This is a genomic window from Ignavibacteriota bacterium, assembly GCA_019637995.1.
Classification (GTDB): Bacteria; Bacteroidota; Ignavibacteria; order Kapaibacteriales; family UBA2268; genus JANJTB01.
Window position 1 is genome coordinate 343,075 of record JAHBUQ010000002.1, and the last position, 21,434, is coordinate 364,508.

Genomic DNA, 21,434 nt, shown 5'->3' on the forward strand with positions numbered 1-21,434 from the left:
AATGAGAGTTATGCATGAGCTACAAAAAATATTCAATTCAGGGAGAGAGTGATATTGAAGTTGGTACTATTTATTGTATAGGTCAAAATTACTCAAAACATGCAGCCGAGATGGGTTCAAGTGTATCGCCTGAACCTGTGATATTTATCAAACCGCCAGCTGCTTATATTCAAAGTGGGGAAAATGTTGTTCTTCCTGATTTTTCAGAAAATGTTCATTATGAAGTTGAGCTTGTGGTCTTAATTGGAAATGACTGCCATAATATTTTGCCTGAGGATGCACATAAGTATATTGGTGGATATGCTGTCGGGATTGATGTTACACTCAGAGATTTACAGAAAAAAGCAAAAGAAGAGGGAAAACCCTGGTCTGTTGCAAAAGGTTTTTATACCTCAGCTCCTGTTTCCGGATTTATTCCACAGAGCCGTTTTGAAAATGAAGTACCATATTTCGATTTGAAATTATGGGTCAATGATGAACTTAAACAGTCAGGTAGTACTAAAGAAATGGAACGTACGGTAGCTGAATTGATTCAATATATTTCCAAAGTTTTTTCACTAAGAAAAGGTGACGTCATATTCACCGGAACTCCCGAAGGTGTTGGACAGATAAGGAAAGGAGATATTATAAAAGCTGAGCTTTCAGGTTATGTAGAATTATCGGTTGGAGTTGTTTGATGAAAATAATTTTTATCATATTATCATTATTATTTGTGATTTTAATTTCGTCCTGTGGCTCTCTGACACGAACGGAGCAGGATGTGTATACAATAACCGATAAAGATACAATTTTCACTTATCATGTTCGCAATAATCCGGGCAATCGCGATAATGGTGTTATTTATCCATCATCTAAAGTCGTAATGCCTGAACGGGAGTTAATGCAACTTGACTCAATTGTCGAAAGATTCTATCCCGATTTTATCAGATTCGGCTTTTTTGAAAGTGTTGGAACAATAGGCGGAAACAGTGATTTTGGAATTGGAACCGGTTTATTGGGCATTTTTCCTGATTTGGATAAAGTAACAGATACATACCGTGGAAATTCAAATTCCATTTTCACTGGTGGAATCTACAGAATTGGAATTTTTGAACATCGCTTGAGGTGGTTTCGGGATTCAAAAAACTGGACTCTCGGCACTCACGGATTAGAATTTTTATTACCTGATGCACGTGGTGAGAATATGCTATTTAGTGTTCTGCCTGTTTATCTTAGAAAGAGGTACTACATCAGCGAAGAGATACCATATCTGTCAATTACTCCATCAATAGGGTTTGGCTTTTATCCTTCACTTTATACAAATATTTCAGGTAGTATTGAATTTGGTTCAATTGGTGGATTAAATCTACGAGCTTATCTAGGACTTGCAGCAGGATATAACCCAACATACTCCCCACAAATTCGCAATAATGATTTTCAGAACCGAAATGAAGGAATAACCTCGGTGTTTCCATATTTTGGAATAGGAATATCATTTTTAGATTTTCATAATTTAGTTCGTGAAACAGAGACAGAATGGAAAGACCACGAACATTCATCATGGAATATTGGATTGGTTCAATTTGCATTTCTGAGAGGCAGTTCAGTAAATTCAATTACCGATAATGAAATTTTTACCGGATTTCAGTTTAAACTTGCTAATTCATATCTTGCCATACCCCATAAAAATAACAAGATTTTTCTCGGCACTTCACTTCTGAATATGATGATTTTGGGCAGAGAATCCTGGGGAATTGGCATATTGCCAATCAGAGCCGGCTATTGGTTCGTTCTTGCCCATGACGAGCTATCTGCCGAACCATTCTTAGAAATCAGTTATTTCCCTTCATCTATGATTAATACCGGTATCAAGTTAAATCTCGTTATAAGTGAATCAATAAATTTCGGTCTTATTGCCGGATATGCAAGCGGTTCTACAACTATCAACCTTCCAGCCGGATTAATTGGCGATTATGGAATTACAAAAAACTTTTCAAATTTTTATCTTGGACTTAATTTTGGATTACTTGACAGGATATTTTATCCTCATGAATTGAGGTATAACAAATGATTAAATATTTGATAACATTGTCTCTTATTTCAATACTCTTTTCCGGATGTCACCCTGATAAATTCACACTCAATCGCCATGACCAGTATCGGGTAATTGGAACAATACTTGGTGATTTGGATTCTTTCAAGCAAATTAATGATAACAGCTTCTCTCTCAAAGATGGCGCTATAGCACTTAAATGTCAAAGAGTAACACAACTGGATATTCATTTTAATTACGAAGTCAGGACAGGAGATAAGATTGACTTCTATTTGAGAAATATTGAAAATAAATTTGATCCAGAAAAAGGGCTGAAAATCACTATCTCTAAAAGTGGCACTGAAGTCAGGGAAGATGATAAATTGATATTGGAAGATAAGGATACAAAGCTCACTTTTGGTAAAACTGCATATATAAATTTCAGAAATGTAGGAAATATATTAAACTTTCGGCATAATTGTTCCGATATTAAAATTAAGAGCAGACTACCCGCTACTGAATATATGTTGATTTCAGCAGATAAACAAAGCGAAATTTATTTTAGCGGAATGTACTTTGACAGAGTTTTAAAAACACCTGCAGAAATAATTTTAGGTTTTTGAAAAAAAATCCTAAAGTTTTCTTCAAGTAAGACGATATGAATAAGTGGATGAAAAAATATCAATCGGCAGGATGCCCGGCAATAATTAATTTAACTTTACATGGAGGTTTATTATGGCTACGGCTATATCCGGTGGATCAAGAATCCGCACAAACACGCCTGCTGAAAATGCTTACAACGCATTAAAAGCATCTAATGATAACATTGCACTTCGCCAGTTGAGACTGTCAACAGGTAAGAGAATCAACTCTGCGTCAGATGACGTTGCAGGTTATATCACTTCACGTGCCTTACAGGCTCGTAACACATCACTTAAATCAGCTCTTAAGTCAGTTGGTGAAGCCAAGAACGTGACTGCAATCGTTCAGGATTCACTTGACAACATTCAGAACCTTTTGAATGATATCAAACAGCTTGCTTCAAATGCTGCTTCTGGTGCACTTGGTACTGACGAAAAAGTGGCTCTTGCAAAAGGTGCTTTCCGTCTTGCAGAACAGATTCAAACTATTGTTGACTCGACTGTATTTGGTGGTCGTGAACTTCTTGACGGTACATTCTCTGGTTCTTGGAATATCGGGTTTAAAGCAGATAATAGTCTATTGAATATTGACGTGAATCTTAAAGAAACTAATACTGATGATTTCAATATAGTTGGAGATGGTATAGCAACTGGTGAATTTAATTTGAATTCAACATCAGATTCTGGTGTATCAAATTTTGCAGCTGTTGAAGGTTTAAACTTAGCTGACTTGGATGGAGTTGCATCAGACGATCTTGATATATTTAGTGAAGCAAACATTGCAACAACCCTGCAGAGTTTATCTACTGCTATCAACAATGTGAATAAAGTAGCATCTTATATTGGTGGTATTGATGCTCGTTTGACATCTCAGGAAAGTCTTTTGACTTCACAGATTACAAACTATAATGCTGCGATTTCAAGAATTGAAGATGCAGACGTTGCAGAAGAACAGTTAGAACTTATCAAATCACAGTTCTTACAACAGGCATCATTGGTGTCATTGACTCAGGCGAATCAGAATCCTCAGAATTTCCTCCAGCTCTTTAGATAAGAGTAACAAGGAAGATTCAGGAATCTTCAAGGATGATGAAATAATTTACGCAGGGTGGCGGTTATACCGCCGCCTTGCTTTGTTGACATATAAAGGGTGTTTTGCTTATTTTATATTTTAAAAATAATTGTCAAAAATATGCTAAAGATATTTGTTAAGCTGACGATATTAAAGTAAAGTACAAAATAATTTTTCAGGAAATCAATATGTCAAATGTAGCACAAAAGTTAGCAGCTTCTAAAGTTTACGGTGGTGAAAAAGGTAAAGTTCCGGCTTATTTAGAACAGGAAGTTCTTTCATGGAGCAAGGAAAAAATTATCCTCAAGATGTATGACTTATTCCTTGTCAGTGCCCGTAAGCAAGATTCGTCCAAAATGAATCGTGTTCTTGTCGAATTAATGAGCTCGCTGAATTTTGAATACGAAGAAGTGGCAACAAGACTTTATCGCTTGTACGAATACTGCCAAAGATGTGTGATGCAGAAAAAATTCGATGAAGCTTATACGATTATTAAAGAGTTGCGTGTTTCATGGGCAACAGCTTTTAATCTCGAATAATTATTTGAGATATATGTAGAGGAGAAAAGAAAATGAGTTTAAATAGTGTATTACAAACTAATCAGTCTCAAACAGATTTACTTGTTGAGTCTTATAAAGCTACTCAGCAAAATAAAATTGATAGTTTGACTAACAGACGCACATTGTTGCAGTCTCGTCAGTCATTCTATACTAATTTAAATACCCGTATTAATTCCCTCTCATCTCAGATTGATAAATTCAAAGCCGCAGATGCAATTGACAAATTCTTTGCCAAGTCTGTAACTTCATCTGATGCCTCTATTGCAACAGCAAGCTCAAAAAGCGATGGAACAATAGGCAATAATACTCTGAAAGTAAATCAACTTGCCTCTAATGATTTATTAATTACAAGTAGATTGAACCTTGGTGATAACTTCGGAGAAGATGCCGGGGACAAAACTTTTGAGTTTACTATTGGCGACGTAACTAAAGAAGTTTCGGTAACTTTCGACGGTACAGAAACGAATGAGCAGGCAATGAAGAAAATTGTTCAGGCTATTAACAGCGCAGCTGACCTTGATATCAATGCCGCCTTTGTAAAAGATACTACAACTACCGGAAGATTATCTCTTACTGCTAAGAATACAGGCTCGGATAACCGTATCAGATTTTCGGAAAGTACAGTATTGGATAAATTAGGGCTCAATCCTACTGCTCTCCTTAGCGATACGAATACAAGAGTTTTATCAACTGAAACCGGTGCCGGCTTCAGACGCGAAGATTTTTCTGATTTAGATGCTAAATTTGAGCTGAATAGTATCAATATTACAAGAGGCTCTAATACTGTTACTGATGTTTTGGATGGCTTGACTATCAATCTGCTCAAAACCCAGGAACAGGATGCCAGTCCGATTACACTTTCGACAACTGTTAATACCAAATCAGTTGAAGATTTTGTAAAAGGCTTGCTCACATCTATAAATGATGTAATGTCAAGTATTAATCAAAATAAAGATATTCGCAGAAATGACTCGGCAGTAACCGGACTACTCCAGAATTTGAGAAATGTTGCTCTAACTAAATTCACCGACTCTGCTGAAGACGGTTATCAATATTTGGTAGATGTTGGAATTAAGTTTGATAATAGCGGTTTTCTTGTGATTTCTGACAGCGATAAATTCAAAACCGCACTTGAATCTGACCCTCAGAAATTAGCTGATTTGTTTTCAGGAGAAAACGGCATAGCAAAGCGAGTCGAAGAGCTGATTTCTCCTTTCAAAGGAAATTCAGGATTGGTGTCGGAACGAAACAAAAATCTAAAAACTCAAATTGATTCAACAAGTAAAAGACTCGCAGATACTGAAAGCAGAATTGAAACTCAGGCTAATGCTTTGAGAAGACAATATCAAAGTTATTTGAAACTCTTCTATGAAGCACAGAATCAAAATACATATTTAAGCGGTTTCATTACACAAGGTAGTGAAAACGGATTATTCTAAAACCTTTTAATTGAGGTGCATTATGATTAGCGCTATTAGTGGATTGCCTGACCTTATGATTGACAAGCAGAACGATGTTCAGATTGAAATCGAAATGAACAATCGTGCACGGCTTGAAAATTCGAAAATAAATGGTCAGCCCAAAAGCGATTCCGAAACTCAGAAGGTTGAAGTTAAGGAAAAAAAATACAATCAGGAATCAATTGATGACTTGAATCGTGAACTTAGAGGCATTTTGGAAGGTAACCAACTAAATGTCGAATTCAAGTTTGAGAAAGAAGCAAATCAACTGATTATGAAACTGATTGACCAGGAAACTCAGGAAGTTGTTCGTCAGATGCCTCCTGAAATTATGCTTAAAATTGCAAAAATAGTATCGAATCAAATTGGCAGCGGAGCTCTGGCTGATGCTAAAGTATAACGAAGCGATGAAACTACTGAATTCTACTTATGAAATTACGTTAGGAATTCAGGCATTTCTATGTGATTCTGCAGAAGACCACTTCGCAGATATCGCCTCGTATTATACTGCCAGAAAACCAATTTTAGATGAGTTAAGTAAGTATCTTTCATCTCCTGAAGTTGGTACTTTAACTCAACGGCAACGTGAGCTTATGAATGATAAAATTCAGGAAGTAATCACATTCGATAAACAAAATATTGCATTGATTGATGAGAAAGTCAAAATTGCAAAAAATTCGATTAAAAAGTTAAATAGTCAAAAATCATTGTTAATTTATAGCAAGAGCTGAAAATGAAAATAAACTCTGTTAATACACTTGCCAATATATACGGGCTCAAAAATGAAACTGAATCCCGTAAAGCAGCTGTTGATAATAAAGCAAGCAGCTCTTCGGAAAGAATAAATAAAAGTGATAAACTTGAAATTTCTGATGATATCAAAAAAATTCGTCTAATAAAGTCAAGACTTGAAGATGGAACTTATAACAATAGAGATATTGACTTGGAAATCGCAAGCAGAATATTAGAATACGCAGAGATTTAATTTTTTTTGTTATTTTTGTAATCTAAAATTTTCCATTAAATATAATGGAAAATTTTTTTTTGTTATAGATGTAATTTATAATGATAATTTCGTCTATTCTCTTTAACAAATATTTATTCATTACGATATTACGGGATTGGAACACTTATGTCGAGAGCACTTAACAAAGTAATGTTGATTGGAAATGTTGGAAAACAGCCTGAATTAAAACATACTCCTTCGGGAATTCCGGTAGCTCATTTCAGATTAGCCACATCTGAATCATGGAGGGACAAAGATGGTAATTTTGCAGAGCATACTGACTGGCACACTATTGTAGCATGGCGTTCTCTTGCTGAAATTGTAATGAAAATAGTTCATAAAGGCACCAGAATATTTGTTGAGGGTAAATTACGAACTCGTAAATTCGAAGATAAAAATAATGTTAAAAGATTTTATGTTGAAATAATTGCAGATAATATCCTGCTTCTGGATAATAAGAGATTTTCGCGAGATAATTCAGAAAACCATACCGATGCTGATAATGTGAACGATGATTATGATTTTGACTATGATAATCAAAATGATAGTGCTTTCGGCAATTTTAACAATGATGATGAGCTTTTATATTAAAATATTTTAAATGAATGAAAAATCAAAAAAATAAGGAAATAACAGTAGGCATTGTAACTTTTATTGCACTTGCATTGCTATTTTTAGGTATTTCACTTGGGAAAGGATATAAAGTTACATCCGAAGACAGACTTTTAAAAATCAGATTTCCAAACTCAGGCGGTGTGCAGGTATCAGAACCGGTAGTAGTAAATGGAGTTAAGCGCGGCAGTATTATTAATGTAAAAAATGATAACTCATCAGTGCTTATAACTGTAATGCTTGATAATTATAACGATATCAAATCTGATGCAAATGCAAAAATTACTTTACTTGAAATCACCGGTGGAAAGAAAATCGAAATTAATCCGGGCGTTGAATCACAAAAATTTAATATTCAGAATGAAATGACAGGATTTACTCCTCCTGATATTGCGCAGCTGGTAACTTTGGTTGGCGAAGTTTCTGGTGATGCTGTTATGTTAGTTAGAAGGCTTGATACAATTGCAGCATCAGCAACAGATTTGCTTGCAGATGGCGAAGTTCTGAAAGACATTCGCTTAACAGCTAAAAATGCAGCTGAACTCTCTGCGAATCTGAATAATTTCCTTGATAATAATTATACTAAGCTTGATAATTCAATTAGTAATCTGAATTTACTGACTGAAAGCCTTAGAAAAGCTGTTGATAAACACGAACCTACAGTTGCCAATATACTTGGTGATATTGATACAGCTTTAGATGATGTCAAAATTTTACTTAAAAATGTTGATACAACTATAGCCGGTGCTAACGATTTGATTGCGAATGTAAATACAATTGCAGTTGACCTTAGAAATGGAAGTGGATTTGCCAGTAAACTTCTATATGATAAAGAGCTTATGAATAAATTAGACAGTGCATTTATCAATCTTTCCATTCTTCTTGAACAAGTAAATAATCACGGAGTGAATGTTAATGTTCGACTTGGAACAAGACCATAAGAGGAAATTCTAAGATGTCTCAGAAACCCACACCCGTTGATGACCGTTTGTTTGAATATCTGAAACAAAATTTCTCTTCAGAAGATGATTTTTTGCGAAATCTTGTCGAAGAAGCAAGAACTGAAGGTATTCCCGATATAAGCATATCACCAGAACAAGGGCTTTTTATGCAGTTCATTTTGAAATCTATTAAAGCCAGAAACATTCTGGAACTTGGAACCTTAGCAGGATATTCTGCCATAACAATGGCAAGGGCTCTGCCTGATGATGCTAAGATTATTACCATAGAAAACGAATTTAAGCACGCTGTTTTTGCTGTAAAGAAAGTTAAAGAAGCGGGACTGGAAAACATCATTGAAGTCCAAAACAGTGACGCTCTTGAATTTTTAAGAATATACAATCCTGAAAATAAATTCGATTTTATATTTGTTGATGCTGATAAACCAAATTATGCGAGGTATCTTGATTTTTTGACACCAATGTTAAGAGTTGGCGGTATTTTTGCCGCAGATAATGCTTTTGCCTTCGGATTTGTAGCAAGTTCTGCTCCGGAAAGAAATCCCGAAGATGTGAAATCAATTACAGGCTTCAATAACTACTTCCGAAATCATGAACAGTACTCTGTTTGTATGGTTCCGGTCGGTGATGGAATAATTATGGGTGTCAAAATAAAATAGGTCAGTGTCATGAAAAAGTCCAAATATTTGTTAATTTCCATTTTAATGCTATTTTCAATCAGCTTTCTGACTAATTCTTGTAAAACTCCTCGTAAGACAGGATTCGAGCTTCAGAAGGAAATTTACGAAGAGGAAATGCGATTGAAATATGGCGATGAAGAACCTCCAAAAGAAATTTATCTCAGCGATACAAAACCCATTGATTCAGTAGATGTAAATTTGCTAATATTCGATATGTTCAGGTTTGAAGCAGAGGATTATCCAAAAGAAGTACGGTTCTTTGCAAGAGTTTACGACTCTTTGGGTAATTTCGTCACTCATATGGCTGACCCTTACAAAAAAGATAAGGATATCGAATATTTTACTTCGGTCAGAGAGGAACTTGGGAAAAATTACAAGATTAGGCACGCTCCAATCAAAGATTTTAAAGTCAGAGAGTTCGGAGCAGATGATTCAATTGCCTATGATATTGTGCTCACAGTTGATTACAGCGGCTCAATGGATGCAATTCTAAGTGCGATATTCGAAGGAACGGAATTGTTTGTTTCAATGAAATTTCCGCAGGATAGGATTGCTCTTGGCACATTTAACCGAACACTTGATGTAAAAGTGCCTCTTTTAAAAGATACTGCCGATATTCTCAGGCTTTACAGAGCTAAACGTAATGAAGGTCTGGGTCTTTTTACAGGTGTTTTTGATGCAATTTACGGAAGTATAAATTTGCTCAAAGACAGCCCGAAAGACCAACCCAAAATTGTAGTAATTTTATCCGATGGTGATGATAATTATTCCAAAAAAAACCTTGATTCTTTAATCCGAAAAGCAAAAGAGCTTGATGTTCATGTATTTTGCGTCGCTTTTGGATATTCAAAGGATGAATCATTGAGATTGCTCTCGCAATATACCGGTGGAAAATTTTACAAAGCCCATACAAAAGAACAACTCATAGCAATATTTAAAGATATTTATATGAGCCTGAGATATTTTTACCGAATTACTTATGTACCGCCTACATATTGGGGTTATCATCATGCCTACGCCGCTATAAATGTGCCCGGAAGAGCAGATTCACTTGTAGCGGACGGGTTTTATGATACAACCGGCTGGCTTGCACTTTCAGATACAGTCGTCAGGCCGATTAACTTTGATTTTGATAAAGCTATAATCAAGGAAGATTCATATCTGACACTTGATGAATTAGTTGATTTAATGATGACCTGGCCCAATTTAAAATTTGATATTCAAGGGCATACTGACAATATTGGCACAAAAGAATATAACGAAGCATTGTCAGAGCGCCGAGCCCAAGCTGTTTATGATGCTTTAGTTGAGCGTGGGATTGACGAAAGAAGGCTTAGATATCGCGGTTTTGGTTTTGCTAAGCCTGTTGCCAGCAATGAAACAGAAGCAGGACGCTCAAAAAACAGAAGAACTGAATTCATTATAATCGCAAAATAGGTATTTATGAATAAATTCGCTTTTCTAAAATATTTACTACTGATTAATTTTCTGATATTATTAGGATTTCAGGCAAAATCTGAGCAAAATTCTGCTTTTTTCGCTGAGAACTATTCAGGTATAGCTGATTTAATAATCAAACAAGCGCATTCTGATACATTAGCATATCACCGGCTTGAATATATGTGTGATGTATTCGGTCCGCGTCTTAGTGGCTCGGAGAATCTTGAGAAAACTCTTGAATGGATGCTTTCGGAAATGAAAAAAGACGGCTTTGAAAATGTCAGAGCAGATGAAGTTATGGTGCCTCACTGGGTAAGAAATCACGAAAATTGCGAGCTGACTCATCCCAGAAAAGCTAATATTCCTGTTTTTGCATTCGGAGGTAGTATTGCAACCCCAAAAGGAGGAATTGAAGCTGAAGTTATTACAGTTGATAGTTTTGAAGATTTACACAAAAAGAAAAACCTTGTTCAGGGTAAAATAGTTGTATATAATTTTCCTTATGAAGGTTATGGAAAAGGATTTGCATACAGATTTTATGGTGCCGACAGTGCTGCAAAGTACGGCGCTGTTGCATCGCTTATGAGACCTCTCAGTACAAATATTTCAAATAATGTTCATACCGGGATGATGGTTTATTCCGACTCTGTCCCAAGAATTCCTCATGGTTCTATCACCCCTGAAGATGCAATGCTTTTTGGCAGATTAGTCAAATATGGAATCACTCCAAAAATAAGATTGGAATTTGATTTGGATTCTTTACCTGATGCTGTGTCGCATAACTTAATAGGTGAGCTGACGGGCACTGATTATCCTGATGAAATAATTGCTGTCGGAGGTCACACTGATTCATGGGATGCAGGAACTGGTGCTCAGGATAATGCAGGTGGATGTATTGTTACCTGGGAGGCTGTCAGACTATTAAAAAATCTTGGTCTGAAGCCTAAAAGAACAATTAGAATTGTTCAATGGACTAATGAAGAGAATGGCGTAAGAGGCGGCTACTCATATCGTGATGCACATCAGCATGAAAAGCATGTACTTATGTTTGAACATGATTCAGGCATTTTCCCGCCATCTGCTTTGAGATATACCGGTTCTGAAAGTATGCTTAATACATTAAAAATTATTGAGCCATTGCTTCAAAAAATCAATCCGGAGATTCAGGTTACAAAAGGTGGTGGTGGCGTTGATATTGGTCCAATGATGCGTACAGGTGTTCCGGGCATGAGTCTTGGCACAAATGATGGCGGAAAATACTTCTATTATCACCATAACCATTCAGATACACCTGATAAAGTGAAACCAAAGGATTTGAACGATTGCATAGCCGCAATTGCAATTGCACTATATATTTATGCGGATTTACCACAAGAATTGATTAATCAAAAATAACGGGATTTTTAATGACAAGAGAGCAACTTGCTGCAGAAATTTATAAAGCATCTTATATTAAAGGTGAATTTTTACTACGCTCAGGCAAAATAAGCAATGAGTATTTCGACAAATATCAGTTTGAAAGCAATCCGGTTTTACTGGATGCTATTAGTGATTTTATGATTGACTTACTTCCAAATGATTTCGATATGTTTGGAGCACTTGAAATGGGTGGAATACCACTTGCAACCTTACTTTCGGTCAAAACAGGGAAACCTGTAATATTTACTCGCAAAAAAGCAAAAGAATACGGCACGCAAAAATTTGCCGAAGGACCTGATTATGATGGTAAGAAAATCCTTATTGTCGAAGATGTTGTTACAAGCGGTGGTCAGATTATTTTAAGCGTAAAGGACTTAAGGAGTACGGGCGCTTTGATTCAGGATGCTGTCTGCGTAATTGACCGTGAAGCGTCAGGTGTGGAAGCATTGACCGAGAACAATATCTGTCTTCATCCACTCTTTACTATGAGCTATATCAAAAATGCTGCAAATAAGGCTGGTTTAATTTAGAACTCAGTTTTTTATTAAAAAATAAATAATTCTAAAAATGAAAAAGCCGAAAAGCAGTTAATCTCTTCGGCTTTTACAATTTTGTTATAGCTCATCTGAGATTGTAATTATTATTCGCTCTTATCAACTTCAATGTTTTCAATTTCAGGTTCAGTGTCATAATTATCTTCAAAACCATAATTATCAAAATTGCTTCTGAAATCATCCATAAAATTATCCTGATCATTCTCAGGCTTTTTCTTGAAACTATTCAAAATGTCAATTCCTGTAGCATTTTCGAGCATTTCGGCAAGGTTTACAACAGCCGCAGGAATTTGATTTACTACCTTTGTCATAGGAGAGCCTGTTCCGCCACCTGAATCAATGATGCTAATTTTATCAATTTTGACATCCTTAACAGTTGAAACGAGCTGCTCAATAATCTCAGGAAGCATATTTAACATAAAAATCCTGTCACCATCACCTTCTGCAGAAATGTAAGCTTCAATTTTCTTACGCAGAATTTCGAGTTGAGCTTCACCATCAGCAATTATTGATGCAGCCTGACCTTTAGCTTCAAGTTCCATTGCTTCTTTTCTGGCTTTAGCCGGCTCTATAACATCAGCCATCAGTCTTTTCTTTTGGAGTATGATACGCTCTTCTTCAAGTTCTTGTTCGAACTTAACTTTAGCTTTTGTACCGGCAACTTCAGCTTCTTTTTCCTTGACAACAGCAATTTTTTCAAGTTCAGCTTTTTTAATACGATAATTATTATTTTCAATTTCAATTTGCTGGTCAGCTTGTGCTTTAGAAATCTTTACGTTCCTTTCGGAATCAATCTGTGCTTGCTCAATAGCTTGCTTGGCAATAGCACGAGCTTTTTCTGCACGCTCACGAGCAAGTGCGTCGGCTTCCTCGGTAGCGGCTCTTTTATTTGATGCAGCAATGTTTATACCTTGCTCGGCTGCAATCTGTGCCTGCTCGATTTCCTGCTTAGCAGCGGCTTGAGCTTTAGCGGCACGCTGCTCAGAGAGGGCTTCTGCTTCGCGTGTTTCTGCATTTTTGTTTGCACGCGACACAAGTACATTCTGTTCAGATTCAATCTGTGCCTGCTCAATGTTCTGTTTAGAGAATGCTTTTGCACGCTCAGCACGTTCCTGAGCTTCAGCTTCAGCTTGCTCTGATTCAGCTTTTTGGGCGGCTTCAACTTTTTTAGCATTGGCAATTACTTCAGCAGTTTTTCCACGACCAATAGAATTGAGGTAATCATTTTCGTCAGAAATATTAGTAATTTTCAGAGTATCAAGCTGAAGACCAAGCTTCTGCAAGTCAATATCGGCTTCGTCCATAAGAGTTTCTGCGAATTTCAAACGGTCTTCATTCACTTCTTCAGGAGTAAGTGAAGCAAGAACGCCACGCAAGTTACCCTCCAAAGTATCTTTAGCTATACCATGAATTTCAGACTCTTTGCGTGTTAAAAATCTTTCAACAGCATTACCAAAATATGGCTCCTGAGATGCAATTTTAATATTTGCTATAGCCTCAACTCGAAGAGGAATACCTCCTTTTGAATAAGCGTTAGTAACTTGCAGTTCAATCGGTATTGTCTCAAGAGACATTCGAATTGCTTTTTCCAAAAGTGGTATTTTGATTGTTCTACCGCCACGAATTGTTCTGTAGCCGACTGATTCTCCATTTTCGAGTTTGCGTTTTCTACCCGAAAGGATAATCACTTCATTTGGATGCGCTATAAGCAAAAGTTTGCTTATAGTGACTAAAATAATAATTATCGCAATTGCTCCTAATGCGGCAAGCGGTAATAACAACTCAATAATACTTTCCATATCATACCTCTAATTTATCTACAATAAGTATATTTTCTACAACTTCAATAACTAAAATTTTATCTCTAATGCCAAGACTATCATACTGCGAAGATTCGGATAGCTGAACAGAATATTCACGGCTGTTCGAGCCTGTATAAATAACCGCTTTTGAAATACGGTCTTTTGTAATAGGAAGTCCGGCAAAACCTGTCTTGCCGATTAATCCTCTTATGCTGATTTCTCCACCTGATTCGCTATTTCGCAAGTATTTCATCAGTCCGTAACCAAATAAATAGCTGAATGCACCCATACCAAGTGATGCAATTAGCACCAAAATTCCTGATATATCGAACAAATTGAAGACTGTGCCGGTCAGACCGAAGAAAGTCATAAAAAATATAAGGTTTCTGAAACTGAAAAATTGTGCGGCTTCCTTGATAATTCCTGATTTGCTGATACTCTCAATCGTATTTGATGCAGAAGTACTTGTCAGGTCGGTATGGTGGTCGTAATCTGAGGTGTGGGAAATTTCGGTATCATGGCTCACATCAACATCATGGCTCACATCAACATCATGGCTCACATCAACATCATTTCCAATATCGGTATCAGACAATTCTCCCGTATCGCCACCACCAAAGCTAATCAGGGAAGCTCCAAGCAGAATTCCGCCGAAAATTAAACAAGCAAGATAGAGAGTAAACATTTTTCAAATTTGTAATTGTGATACTTTCTAAATTAATACTTTTTAAACTAATATCTCTATTTAATTCGATTTTTTTAAAAAAATGTTTCAAAAAAACTTGCCATTACAAATATTTAGAGATTTATTAAAAAGGCATAGGAGGTAAATCGTCAAAATCAACTTCAATTTCTATGTTATATGTATTACCTTTTTCAATCATAAGCTGAGAAGCTTTAGTTTTATCGCCCGTTTCGGTATATACTCCTATTACCCTTTGGGATAAAATATCAGGTGTATATTGCCATACAGCAACAATATAAACCAGATTTACGGGTGCTTCAGTAATATCGAATGTAAAATTAATAGAATCCTGATACATTGGTAGTGACTCACCGGTAAAATACGCATTACCGCCAAGAATTGCAAGTATGATATTCGAGTCGGGCATTTCCTTGAATGCTGCCGCTCTGATAGCAAAAACAGAATCTTCGGGGGGCCAGTTGTCATTGCCCTTAACAAATTTTATTTTTCCGTTCAAAACTGACTTGTCTGATTCCTTACGTGGAGCAAGTCCGCCGTCACAAGAAGAAACAATGAATAGAATTGTAACAGAAAATATCAAAGATAATATTTTATTTATAATAATCATTTTAATTCTTAATTCTTAATTTTTAATATATTCGTAATTGATTGCAGTAATAAAATTATTTTCAGCATCATACATTGCTGTACTGATAAGTAAATTATTTTCATCATAAATATGCTTAACCGTGACCATCAATTTATTTGGAAAACCAATATTGCGAACTTCGGAAAGATTGGATTTTTCGTCATATATATTATGATATTTTATTTGGTAAGGTTCATCAATATTTTTTTTGTAAACTTCGCGACTGTTTATACCGTTTGAATCGTAAAAATATGCCGTAATTCCATTGATTTCGTTATCCTTTGTATAATATGAAGTTTTAATGATTTGGTTAAAAGGCTTGTCATAAAGATGAATTGCATATTCTATGACATTATTACTACTATCTTTTATACTTTCTATGACTACGCTTTTCTCTTCAACATATTCGTATTGAACAGTTTGTATATGCACATCCTGATAACCTGTGGTCAGTACTTTCACCAGCTTCCCAAACGGGTCATAGGAGTAAGTGTGCTTTTGGATAATTGTACGAAAATTATCCGTTTCCTCAAGATTGATGAGCATACCTTCATCATTATATTTATATATAGCATTAATTTGGACTGAACCATAATCATCAATTGATTCAAATTTCAAGATATTGCCTTTTTCGTCAAAATACTCTCTTGAAACAATCTTTCTATCTGAAGTATCCAATTCACTTAATAATCTGTATGCGTATTTTTCAACAACCTTATTATTAATTATCTGACTTCTGTTTTTTGCGATGTTTAACTGACTGAACTCAGAAAAAGGTTCAGTATGTTCGCTTCTGACAGAATTAAATATTATTAAAAATATAACAATAATGTATAAATATTTCATGAATATATTACGATTTATAAAAATTGAGATTTAAAACTGAAATAACGATTTGAAATTATAAAAATTGAAAGATATTTATAGCTTTCATAACCAAGAAACATTGTTTTTTAATAAAATACAAGTTTTTTAATATAATTTCGTAACTTTTTTCATATTAAATTGTCATTATACTAATTGTGTTAACATAATCTTAAATGAAGAAATTTTACAAAATAGAATCTTCTCGGAAAAGTCGCTTTTTACTTTTAATTGCGACAGCTATTTTGTTTTTTTCCTTTATTAAGAATGGATATTCTAAAATTGATACTGTTGATATCAAACCACCTGTTATAGTTAGTGGGTCGCACTGCGGTGAGTTTGCCATACAGGTAACAGATGACCGCAGCTTAATGATTAATCAGGATACTTTCCAGCGCGATGTAGGCATAATTCAACCACCGGTACTGCTTGCCGGACGGTCGGAAAACATATCCGAGATTCACTCCAGCACATTTGAGCCCGGACAAGTGAATTATGATTTCTCGTTTATGCTTAGTGTATTGAATAAATATGTAGATGCAAAAGCAGTTTTTTTTGTAGTAGATTCAACGAACAGGAATTTTGCATTTGATTCGGTTGTTTATCGTGCTGAGCGAATTCAACTGACACCAAATCTCCTTTCATTCGGAAATGTGTTTATTAATACAGAATCCCGCTTAAATGCTCAAATCGAAAATATGACCTCCCGAGATATAGAAATAGTTTCAATCAGGCTTGCAAAAGGAATACTCTTCAGCATTGTTGAGATGCCCAAAGATTTGATAATTTCACCTGATTCAATTCATCGAATAATAATTTCATTTAATCCTCTCACAGATAAATATTCAGAAGATGTATTTGATGTTGATACTTTACTTATTGAAACCGAATGTCTTACATACCGTCTTCCAATGAATGGAATAGGGGTCAAACCTGCAATAATTGTAGAAGACATTGACTTTCGGGCTGTTGAAGTAGGCAAAATAGTCGTATATAATGAGTCATTCAATCCTGTTTACGGTAAGGGGTTAAATATATCAAATCCGGGTTCAGGCAAGCTCATAATCTCGGGATTTTATCCATTATCAGACTTTAGTCCATTCGGTATTTCGCAGCAAGCGGCTATGCAGCTTAATAATTTCGAGATTAACCCACAGATGGAACGATTTATTAACGGAATCACGTTTCAACCGACTACACATGGCGAATTTTTCGATACATTAACATTTAAAAACAATGCTTCCGGTCCTGACAGTGTTTGTCATATAAGAGGAATTGCATACCTTCCCGGTCCATATTTGTCTGATGTACATATTGGCAGAGTTCGAGTTGGGGACAGAAAAAAAGGATATTTATATCTCAGAAACAGCGGTGAAAATCCTGTGTCTGTAAGTGGTTTTGAATTAAGCCAATTATCAAACGAATTCAGAATAATTGACAGCGAAATTAAACCAAGGCTTAGCTCTCAATCGCCTGCGTTACTTTATCCTGACAGACCTGAATACCTTGGATATTTACAGGAGATACAAATCCCGGTGGAATTCTCACCAAATACAGAATTTTTAAAGGAAATCAAGGTAATTCCGATATTTGATATCGCTTCCGGAATTGAAAAAGGTCGTATATTTAATTATGTACGCGGATTCGGATTTAAACCATTAATCGAAGCAAGCGGTTATCAATTCCCCGGTAAAACACTTGTAAGTATCAAGCATCCTTCAACGGGCAACGTCAGTATTGCATCAAAATCATGGTCAGCAGATTTATTCATCAAATCAATTGATGTTATGCCGGTAGGGTTTACACTACCGGATGAATTTACTTTTGGCAAAGCACTTCCTCGGGATACTTCTATCAATATATTAAATCCGCTTGAAATACCCGTTTCTTTTCTTCCACGTGAAGCAGGCGAAAGGCAAGTAGCTTTGAGGATTATTTCCGACTCTTATTATGGTGTTGACGGCTCAAAATGGGATACTACTTTTATTTATGTCACCGGAACAAGCTATAACAAGGTTATCTCAATTGAAAATATATCAATTGACAGTGCATTTCACTGCCGTATAACAGAGGGGCTCATCAAAATCAAGAACATCTCAGATACTACTGAAGCCTTCATAATCGAGGTTAAGCCTGTTGCAGGAGATTTAGGAGCTTTTACTATCGATACAGACAGCATTGATAATAATTTTGTTATACTTGATCCTTTAGACAGTATTTACCTTAGATTCAGGTTTGAGACATATGATGAAGATAAGGACATTTTCGAACTATTCCTGCGTGTGTTCAGCGATGTTGATACTTCTACAGGAATAATCAGAATCAATACAGTCAAGAGAAATTTAATTGTCCAATTGCCTGAAATAGAAAATACAGTACCGGGAGCAATTCTTGAATATAATCCTCCAAAATCATTTGGACCGGAATTTGAAATAATCGGTGACTTTACCGATTTGAATGAAATTGATATTTATAGTTTTGAATTGGAAATTGAATATGATAAAAAAGATTTGTTCTTTGGTGGAAAAGTTTTGCCGGGAGATATTACAAGTGGATGGATAAGTTTTGATACATACGAAACTGAAGTTGATGGTGATAGAATCAGATTAAATATCACAGCCCGTGGAAGTACAAGTCTGAAAGGACTTAAAGGTGTTTTATGTAAACCGGTATTTATTGTACTTCTTGGAGATTCAAGCTCAAGCGATATTGAACTTAAAACTGCCATTTTTCCATCTGCTGAAAGATGCATTAACAAGAAATTATTTTCAGGTAAGGTCAGAATGTCCTATTGCGGTGAAGAAGTTCGCAAAATTGTTTTGTCCAATAGATTTTATGATTTGAAAAGTAAGACAGCAAATCCTGTTTTAGGTGGTTTTGCAGAAATCAGCTATACTGTGGCTTTACCGGCTCAGACTTATATTGAAGTGTTTAACTCATTTGGCGAATCAATAAATTTGATTTCAGACGGATTCAAAGAAAGTGGCACTTATACTCAAATAATTGACTTTAAAGAACTAAATACAGGCCTCTATTTTGTAAAAATGGTATCGGGTCCATTTGCCAAATCAATTAAAATAATGGTAGTCAAATAGCTGCTTTTCCTAATTATCAGCTCATTGTTGCTTGTATTTAGATTTGTTTTGATTTACCTGATTCATTTTTTTTGAAATAATATTTCAGGCTTACATAAATCATCCATACGTTGAATGCCAGAAGCAATGTTGCCCAAAACCAATATGGCAAAAATAAATTATCGGCTATAACCTGCGTATCACTCATATTGGGCGAACCATCTACTGAAGCTCCAGTTGAATATAAATATCCTATACTTTGATACACGCTTATAAACGCTTGAACAGCAAGGAATTGAAGTGTCATAATTTTGGCATTAATTGAAGCCTTTACAGATACTAAAGTAGCTGAAACCGCAAAAAACAATACGATAAGAAATCCCCAACTTATAAGTGGTCTTACCCATATAAGTGAAGATAAAATCAGCAAAAAACTGAAAATATAAAGAGCCCATTCTGTTGATTTTTTATTAATTGATGCAATTATAAACAGTGAACCTGCTATAGTTGGACCAACAGGACCTGCAGCTGCAACAATGGATTTCCCTATGCCACCCAGAAAAAGTGATGTATATGCAAATTGAGCGTAACCGGAGCCATCCGGGAATATAACCAATTTCTGAAAACTACCGCCCATTAAAATCGCAGCAATACCATGAGCCATTTCGTGGAACCAAGTTCCAAGTAAAGTAAACGGATATAAAACTAAACTTAAACCGGGAATATTCCATAATATTATTGTAACTAAGCCAAACCCGAAAAGACTGTATGTTTGTATCTTCTTGACTTGCAAATCTGACATATACGGCTCATTCTAATTTAAAAATTATATAAAGTATATGAGCTTAAAATATTGTTTATATGTTTATTGCAAATATGTTCCTTAGAATATACTTCGCACTGTTAAAATGAATAATTTTGCTCTAATCAATAACACGAAATAGAAAGCAATTAATCAATATTTTAAGAATCTATACTCTCAAATTACTCTACTTTGTTGCAATTTACTGCAATCAATATCCGATACTATTACTTTCTGACTGATATATTTACACTTAAAGCAGCATTTGAGAAAGAAAAGGGGTACAGCAAGCTATACCCCCAACAGAAAATTTTTAGCTGAAAATACTAATAGATTTACTTTTCAATTCTGATTAATTCAACTTCAAAAATCAAAGTTGCGCTTGGTGGTATAACCGGAGGACGTCCATTTTCTCCATAACCAAGTTCGGAAGGGATGTAAAGTATTGCCTTACCACCTTCGCCGAGAAGCTGAAGACCTTCAGTCCAGCCGGGAATAACCCCATTCAGCGGGAATTTAGCTGGCTCGCCACGTTCAATACTGCTGTCAAAAACAGTACCATCAATAAGGGAGCCTTTATAGTGTACAACAACATTATCAGTAGCTTTAGGTTTTGCTCCTTTGCCGGGATTGATGATTTTGTACTGAAGACCTGATGCAGTTACTTTAACATCACTTTTTGATTTGTTTTCTTCAAGGAATTTTTGTCCTTCAGCTAAATTCTTGGGTCCCTGAGCTTTCAAAGCTTCCTGCTCGGCTTGCTGGGATTCCATTTGTTTTTTCTGCAATTCGCCAACAAAAGCCTGAATGATTTCATTACTCTTTACTTCATCAATTTTGATTTCGCCTTTAAATGCATCTTTGAAGCCCATAGTTATTGCTTCGATATTTGCAGCAATAGAATCATTATTTAACTGCTTACCCCAATTAACACCTAAAATGTATGAAACTGAGTCCATATTGGTTTTCAGTTCCATATCTTTGCTGGCATTACCTTTAGTATCGGTATTACAAGCACTTAACAATACTAAGATTGTTAAAAAAAGCACAATAAATTTATTCATTATAAAATCCGTTTAAGTTAAAACAATAGTTAATTCGACTATAAAAAATATAAAATCGTTTAAGAAGAAAAATAATTTTA

The 21,434-nt window shown here is 35.5% G+C and carries 22 protein-coding genes; 16 read left to right on the forward strand and 6 right to left on the reverse strand.

The features are described 5' to 3' along the window. The first annotated feature begins 14 nt into the window (after window positions 1–14). The 15 genes from KF896_07525 (at window position 15) to pyrE (ending at window position 12,390) form a co-directional block, all read left to right on the forward strand. Window positions 15–677, forward strand: coding sequence for a fumarylacetoacetate hydrolase family protein (locus tag KF896_07525; GenBank protein MBX3043550.1), 663 nt, complete (start codon window positions 15–17; stop codon window positions 675–677). After that, the gene (locus tag KF896_07530) at window positions 677–2,050 is read left to right on the forward strand and encodes a hypothetical protein (GenBank protein ID MBX3043551.1); all 1,374 of its coding nucleotides are present in this window, start codon (window positions 677–679) and stop codon (window positions 2,048–2,050) included. The genes KF896_07525 and KF896_07530 overlap by 1 nt, the downstream gene beginning before the upstream one ends. Beyond that, complete coding sequence (locus tag KF896_07535) at window positions 2,047–2,634, forward strand: hypothetical protein (GenBank protein ID MBX3043552.1); 588 nt, start codon at window positions 2,047–2,049, stop codon at window positions 2,632–2,634. The genes KF896_07530 and KF896_07535 overlap by 4 nt, the downstream gene beginning before the upstream one ends. A 112-nt stretch (window positions 2,635–2,746) precedes the next feature. Further along, window positions 2,747–3,706 (forward strand): flagellin, encoded by a 960-nt coding sequence (locus tag KF896_07540; GenBank protein MBX3043553.1) that lies wholly within the window; start codon window positions 2,747–2,749, stop codon window positions 3,704–3,706. Window positions 3,707–3,912: 206 nt separating this feature from the next. Continuing rightward, entirely contained in the window at window positions 3,913–4,263 is a 351-nt protein-coding gene (locus tag KF896_07545; protein ID MBX3043554.1) for a flagellar protein FliS, read from the forward strand. Window positions 4,264–4,295: 32 nt separating this feature from the next. After that, a complete protein-coding gene (gene fliD / locus KF896_07550) occupies window positions 4,296–5,723 on the forward strand; it encodes a flagellar filament capping protein FliD (GenBank protein MBX3043555.1) in 1,428 nt (475 codons plus the stop codon). Window positions 5,724–5,745: 22 nt separating this feature from the next. After that, window positions 5,746–6,144, forward strand: coding sequence for a flagellar protein FlaG (locus tag KF896_07555; GenBank protein MBX3043556.1), 399 nt, complete (start codon window positions 5,746–5,748; stop codon window positions 6,142–6,144). After that, on the forward strand, window positions 6,131–6,475 hold the full coding sequence (locus tag KF896_07560) for a hypothetical protein (GenBank protein ID MBX3043557.1): 345 nt from the start codon (window positions 6,131–6,133) through the stop codon (window positions 6,473–6,475). The genes KF896_07555 and KF896_07560 overlap by 14 nt, the downstream gene beginning before the upstream one ends. Before the next feature lie 2 nt (window positions 6,476–6,477). After that, window positions 6,478–6,729 (forward strand): hypothetical protein, encoded by a 252-nt coding sequence (locus tag KF896_07565; protein MBX3043558.1) that lies wholly within the window; start codon window positions 6,478–6,480, stop codon window positions 6,727–6,729. A gap of 147 nt (window positions 6,730–6,876) precedes the next feature. Continuing rightward, complete coding sequence (gene ssb, locus KF896_07570) at window positions 6,877–7,341, forward strand: single-stranded DNA-binding protein (protein ID MBX3043559.1); 465 nt, start codon at window positions 6,877–6,879, stop codon at window positions 7,339–7,341. Between the two features lie 14 nt (window positions 7,342–7,355). Beyond that, window positions 7,356–8,303: an MCE family protein gene (locus tag KF896_07575; protein MBX3043560.1), complete on the forward strand. Its 948-nt coding sequence runs from the start codon at window positions 7,356–7,358 to the stop codon at window positions 8,301–8,303. A 14-nt stretch (window positions 8,304–8,317) separates the two neighbouring features. Next, entirely contained in the window at window positions 8,318–8,980 is a 663-nt protein-coding gene (locus KF896_07580) for an O-methyltransferase (protein MBX3043561.1), read from the forward strand. Between the two features lie 9 nt (window positions 8,981–8,989). Further along, a complete protein-coding gene (locus tag KF896_07585) occupies window positions 8,990–10,438 on the forward strand; it encodes an OmpA family protein (protein ID MBX3043562.1) in 1,449 nt (482 codons plus the stop codon). 6 nt (window positions 10,439–10,444) lie between these two features. Continuing rightward, entirely contained in the window at window positions 10,445–11,836 is a 1,392-nt protein-coding gene (locus KF896_07590; GenBank protein ID MBX3043563.1) for a M20/M25/M40 family metallo-hydrolase, read from the forward strand. 11 nt (window positions 11,837–11,847) lie between these two features. Then, on the forward strand, window positions 11,848–12,390 hold the full coding sequence (pyrE, locus tag KF896_07595) for an orotate phosphoribosyltransferase (GenBank protein ID MBX3043564.1): 543 nt from the start codon (window positions 11,848–11,850) through the stop codon (window positions 12,388–12,390). 110 nt (window positions 12,391–12,500) lie between these two features. On the opposite strand, the gene KF896_07600 is transcribed toward pyrE, so the two are convergent. The 4 genes from KF896_07600 to KF896_07615 form a co-directional block, all read right to left on the reverse strand. Next, window positions 12,501–14,213 carry a flotillin gene (locus KF896_07600; protein ID MBX3043565.1) on the reverse strand — a complete coding sequence of 571 codons (1,713 nt, stop codon included), beginning with the start codon at window positions 14,211–14,213 and terminating at the stop codon, window positions 12,501–12,503. Window position 14,214: 1 nt separating this feature from the next. Next, window positions 14,215–14,901 (reverse strand): hypothetical protein, encoded by a 687-nt coding sequence (locus tag KF896_07605; protein MBX3043566.1) that lies wholly within the window; start codon window positions 14,899–14,901, stop codon window positions 14,215–14,217. A 124-nt stretch (window positions 14,902–15,025) separates the two neighbouring features. After that, window positions 15,026–15,529, reverse strand: a complete 504-nt coding sequence (locus tag KF896_07610) for a hypothetical protein (GenBank protein MBX3043567.1) — start codon at window positions 15,527–15,529, stop codon at window positions 15,026–15,028. A 15-nt stretch (window positions 15,530–15,544) separates the two neighbouring features. Beyond that, window positions 15,545–16,396, reverse strand: a complete 852-nt coding sequence (locus KF896_07615) for a hypothetical protein (GenBank protein MBX3043568.1) — start codon at window positions 16,394–16,396, stop codon at window positions 15,545–15,547. Window positions 16,397–16,659: 263 nt separating this feature from the next. Between KF896_07615 and KF896_07620 the strand changes: the two genes are divergently transcribed. Next, a complete protein-coding gene (locus KF896_07620; GenBank protein MBX3043569.1) occupies window positions 16,660–19,509 on the forward strand; it encodes a hypothetical protein in 2,850 nt (949 codons plus the stop codon). Window positions 19,510–19,546: 37 nt separating this feature from the next. Here the strand turns inward: KF896_07620 and KF896_07625 are convergent, their stop codons facing one another. Both KF896_07625 and KF896_07630 read right to left on the reverse strand, forming a co-directional pair. Next, complete coding sequence (locus tag KF896_07625) at window positions 19,547–20,290, reverse strand: M50 family metallopeptidase (GenBank protein ID MBX3043570.1); 744 nt, start codon at window positions 20,288–20,290, stop codon at window positions 19,547–19,549. 335 nt (window positions 20,291–20,625) lie between these two features. Further along, window positions 20,626–21,249, reverse strand: a complete 624-nt coding sequence (locus tag KF896_07630; GenBank protein MBX3043571.1) for an FKBP-type peptidyl-prolyl cis-trans isomerase — start codon at window positions 21,247–21,249, stop codon at window positions 20,626–20,628. Between the last annotated feature and the right edge of the window lie 185 nt (window positions 21,250–21,434).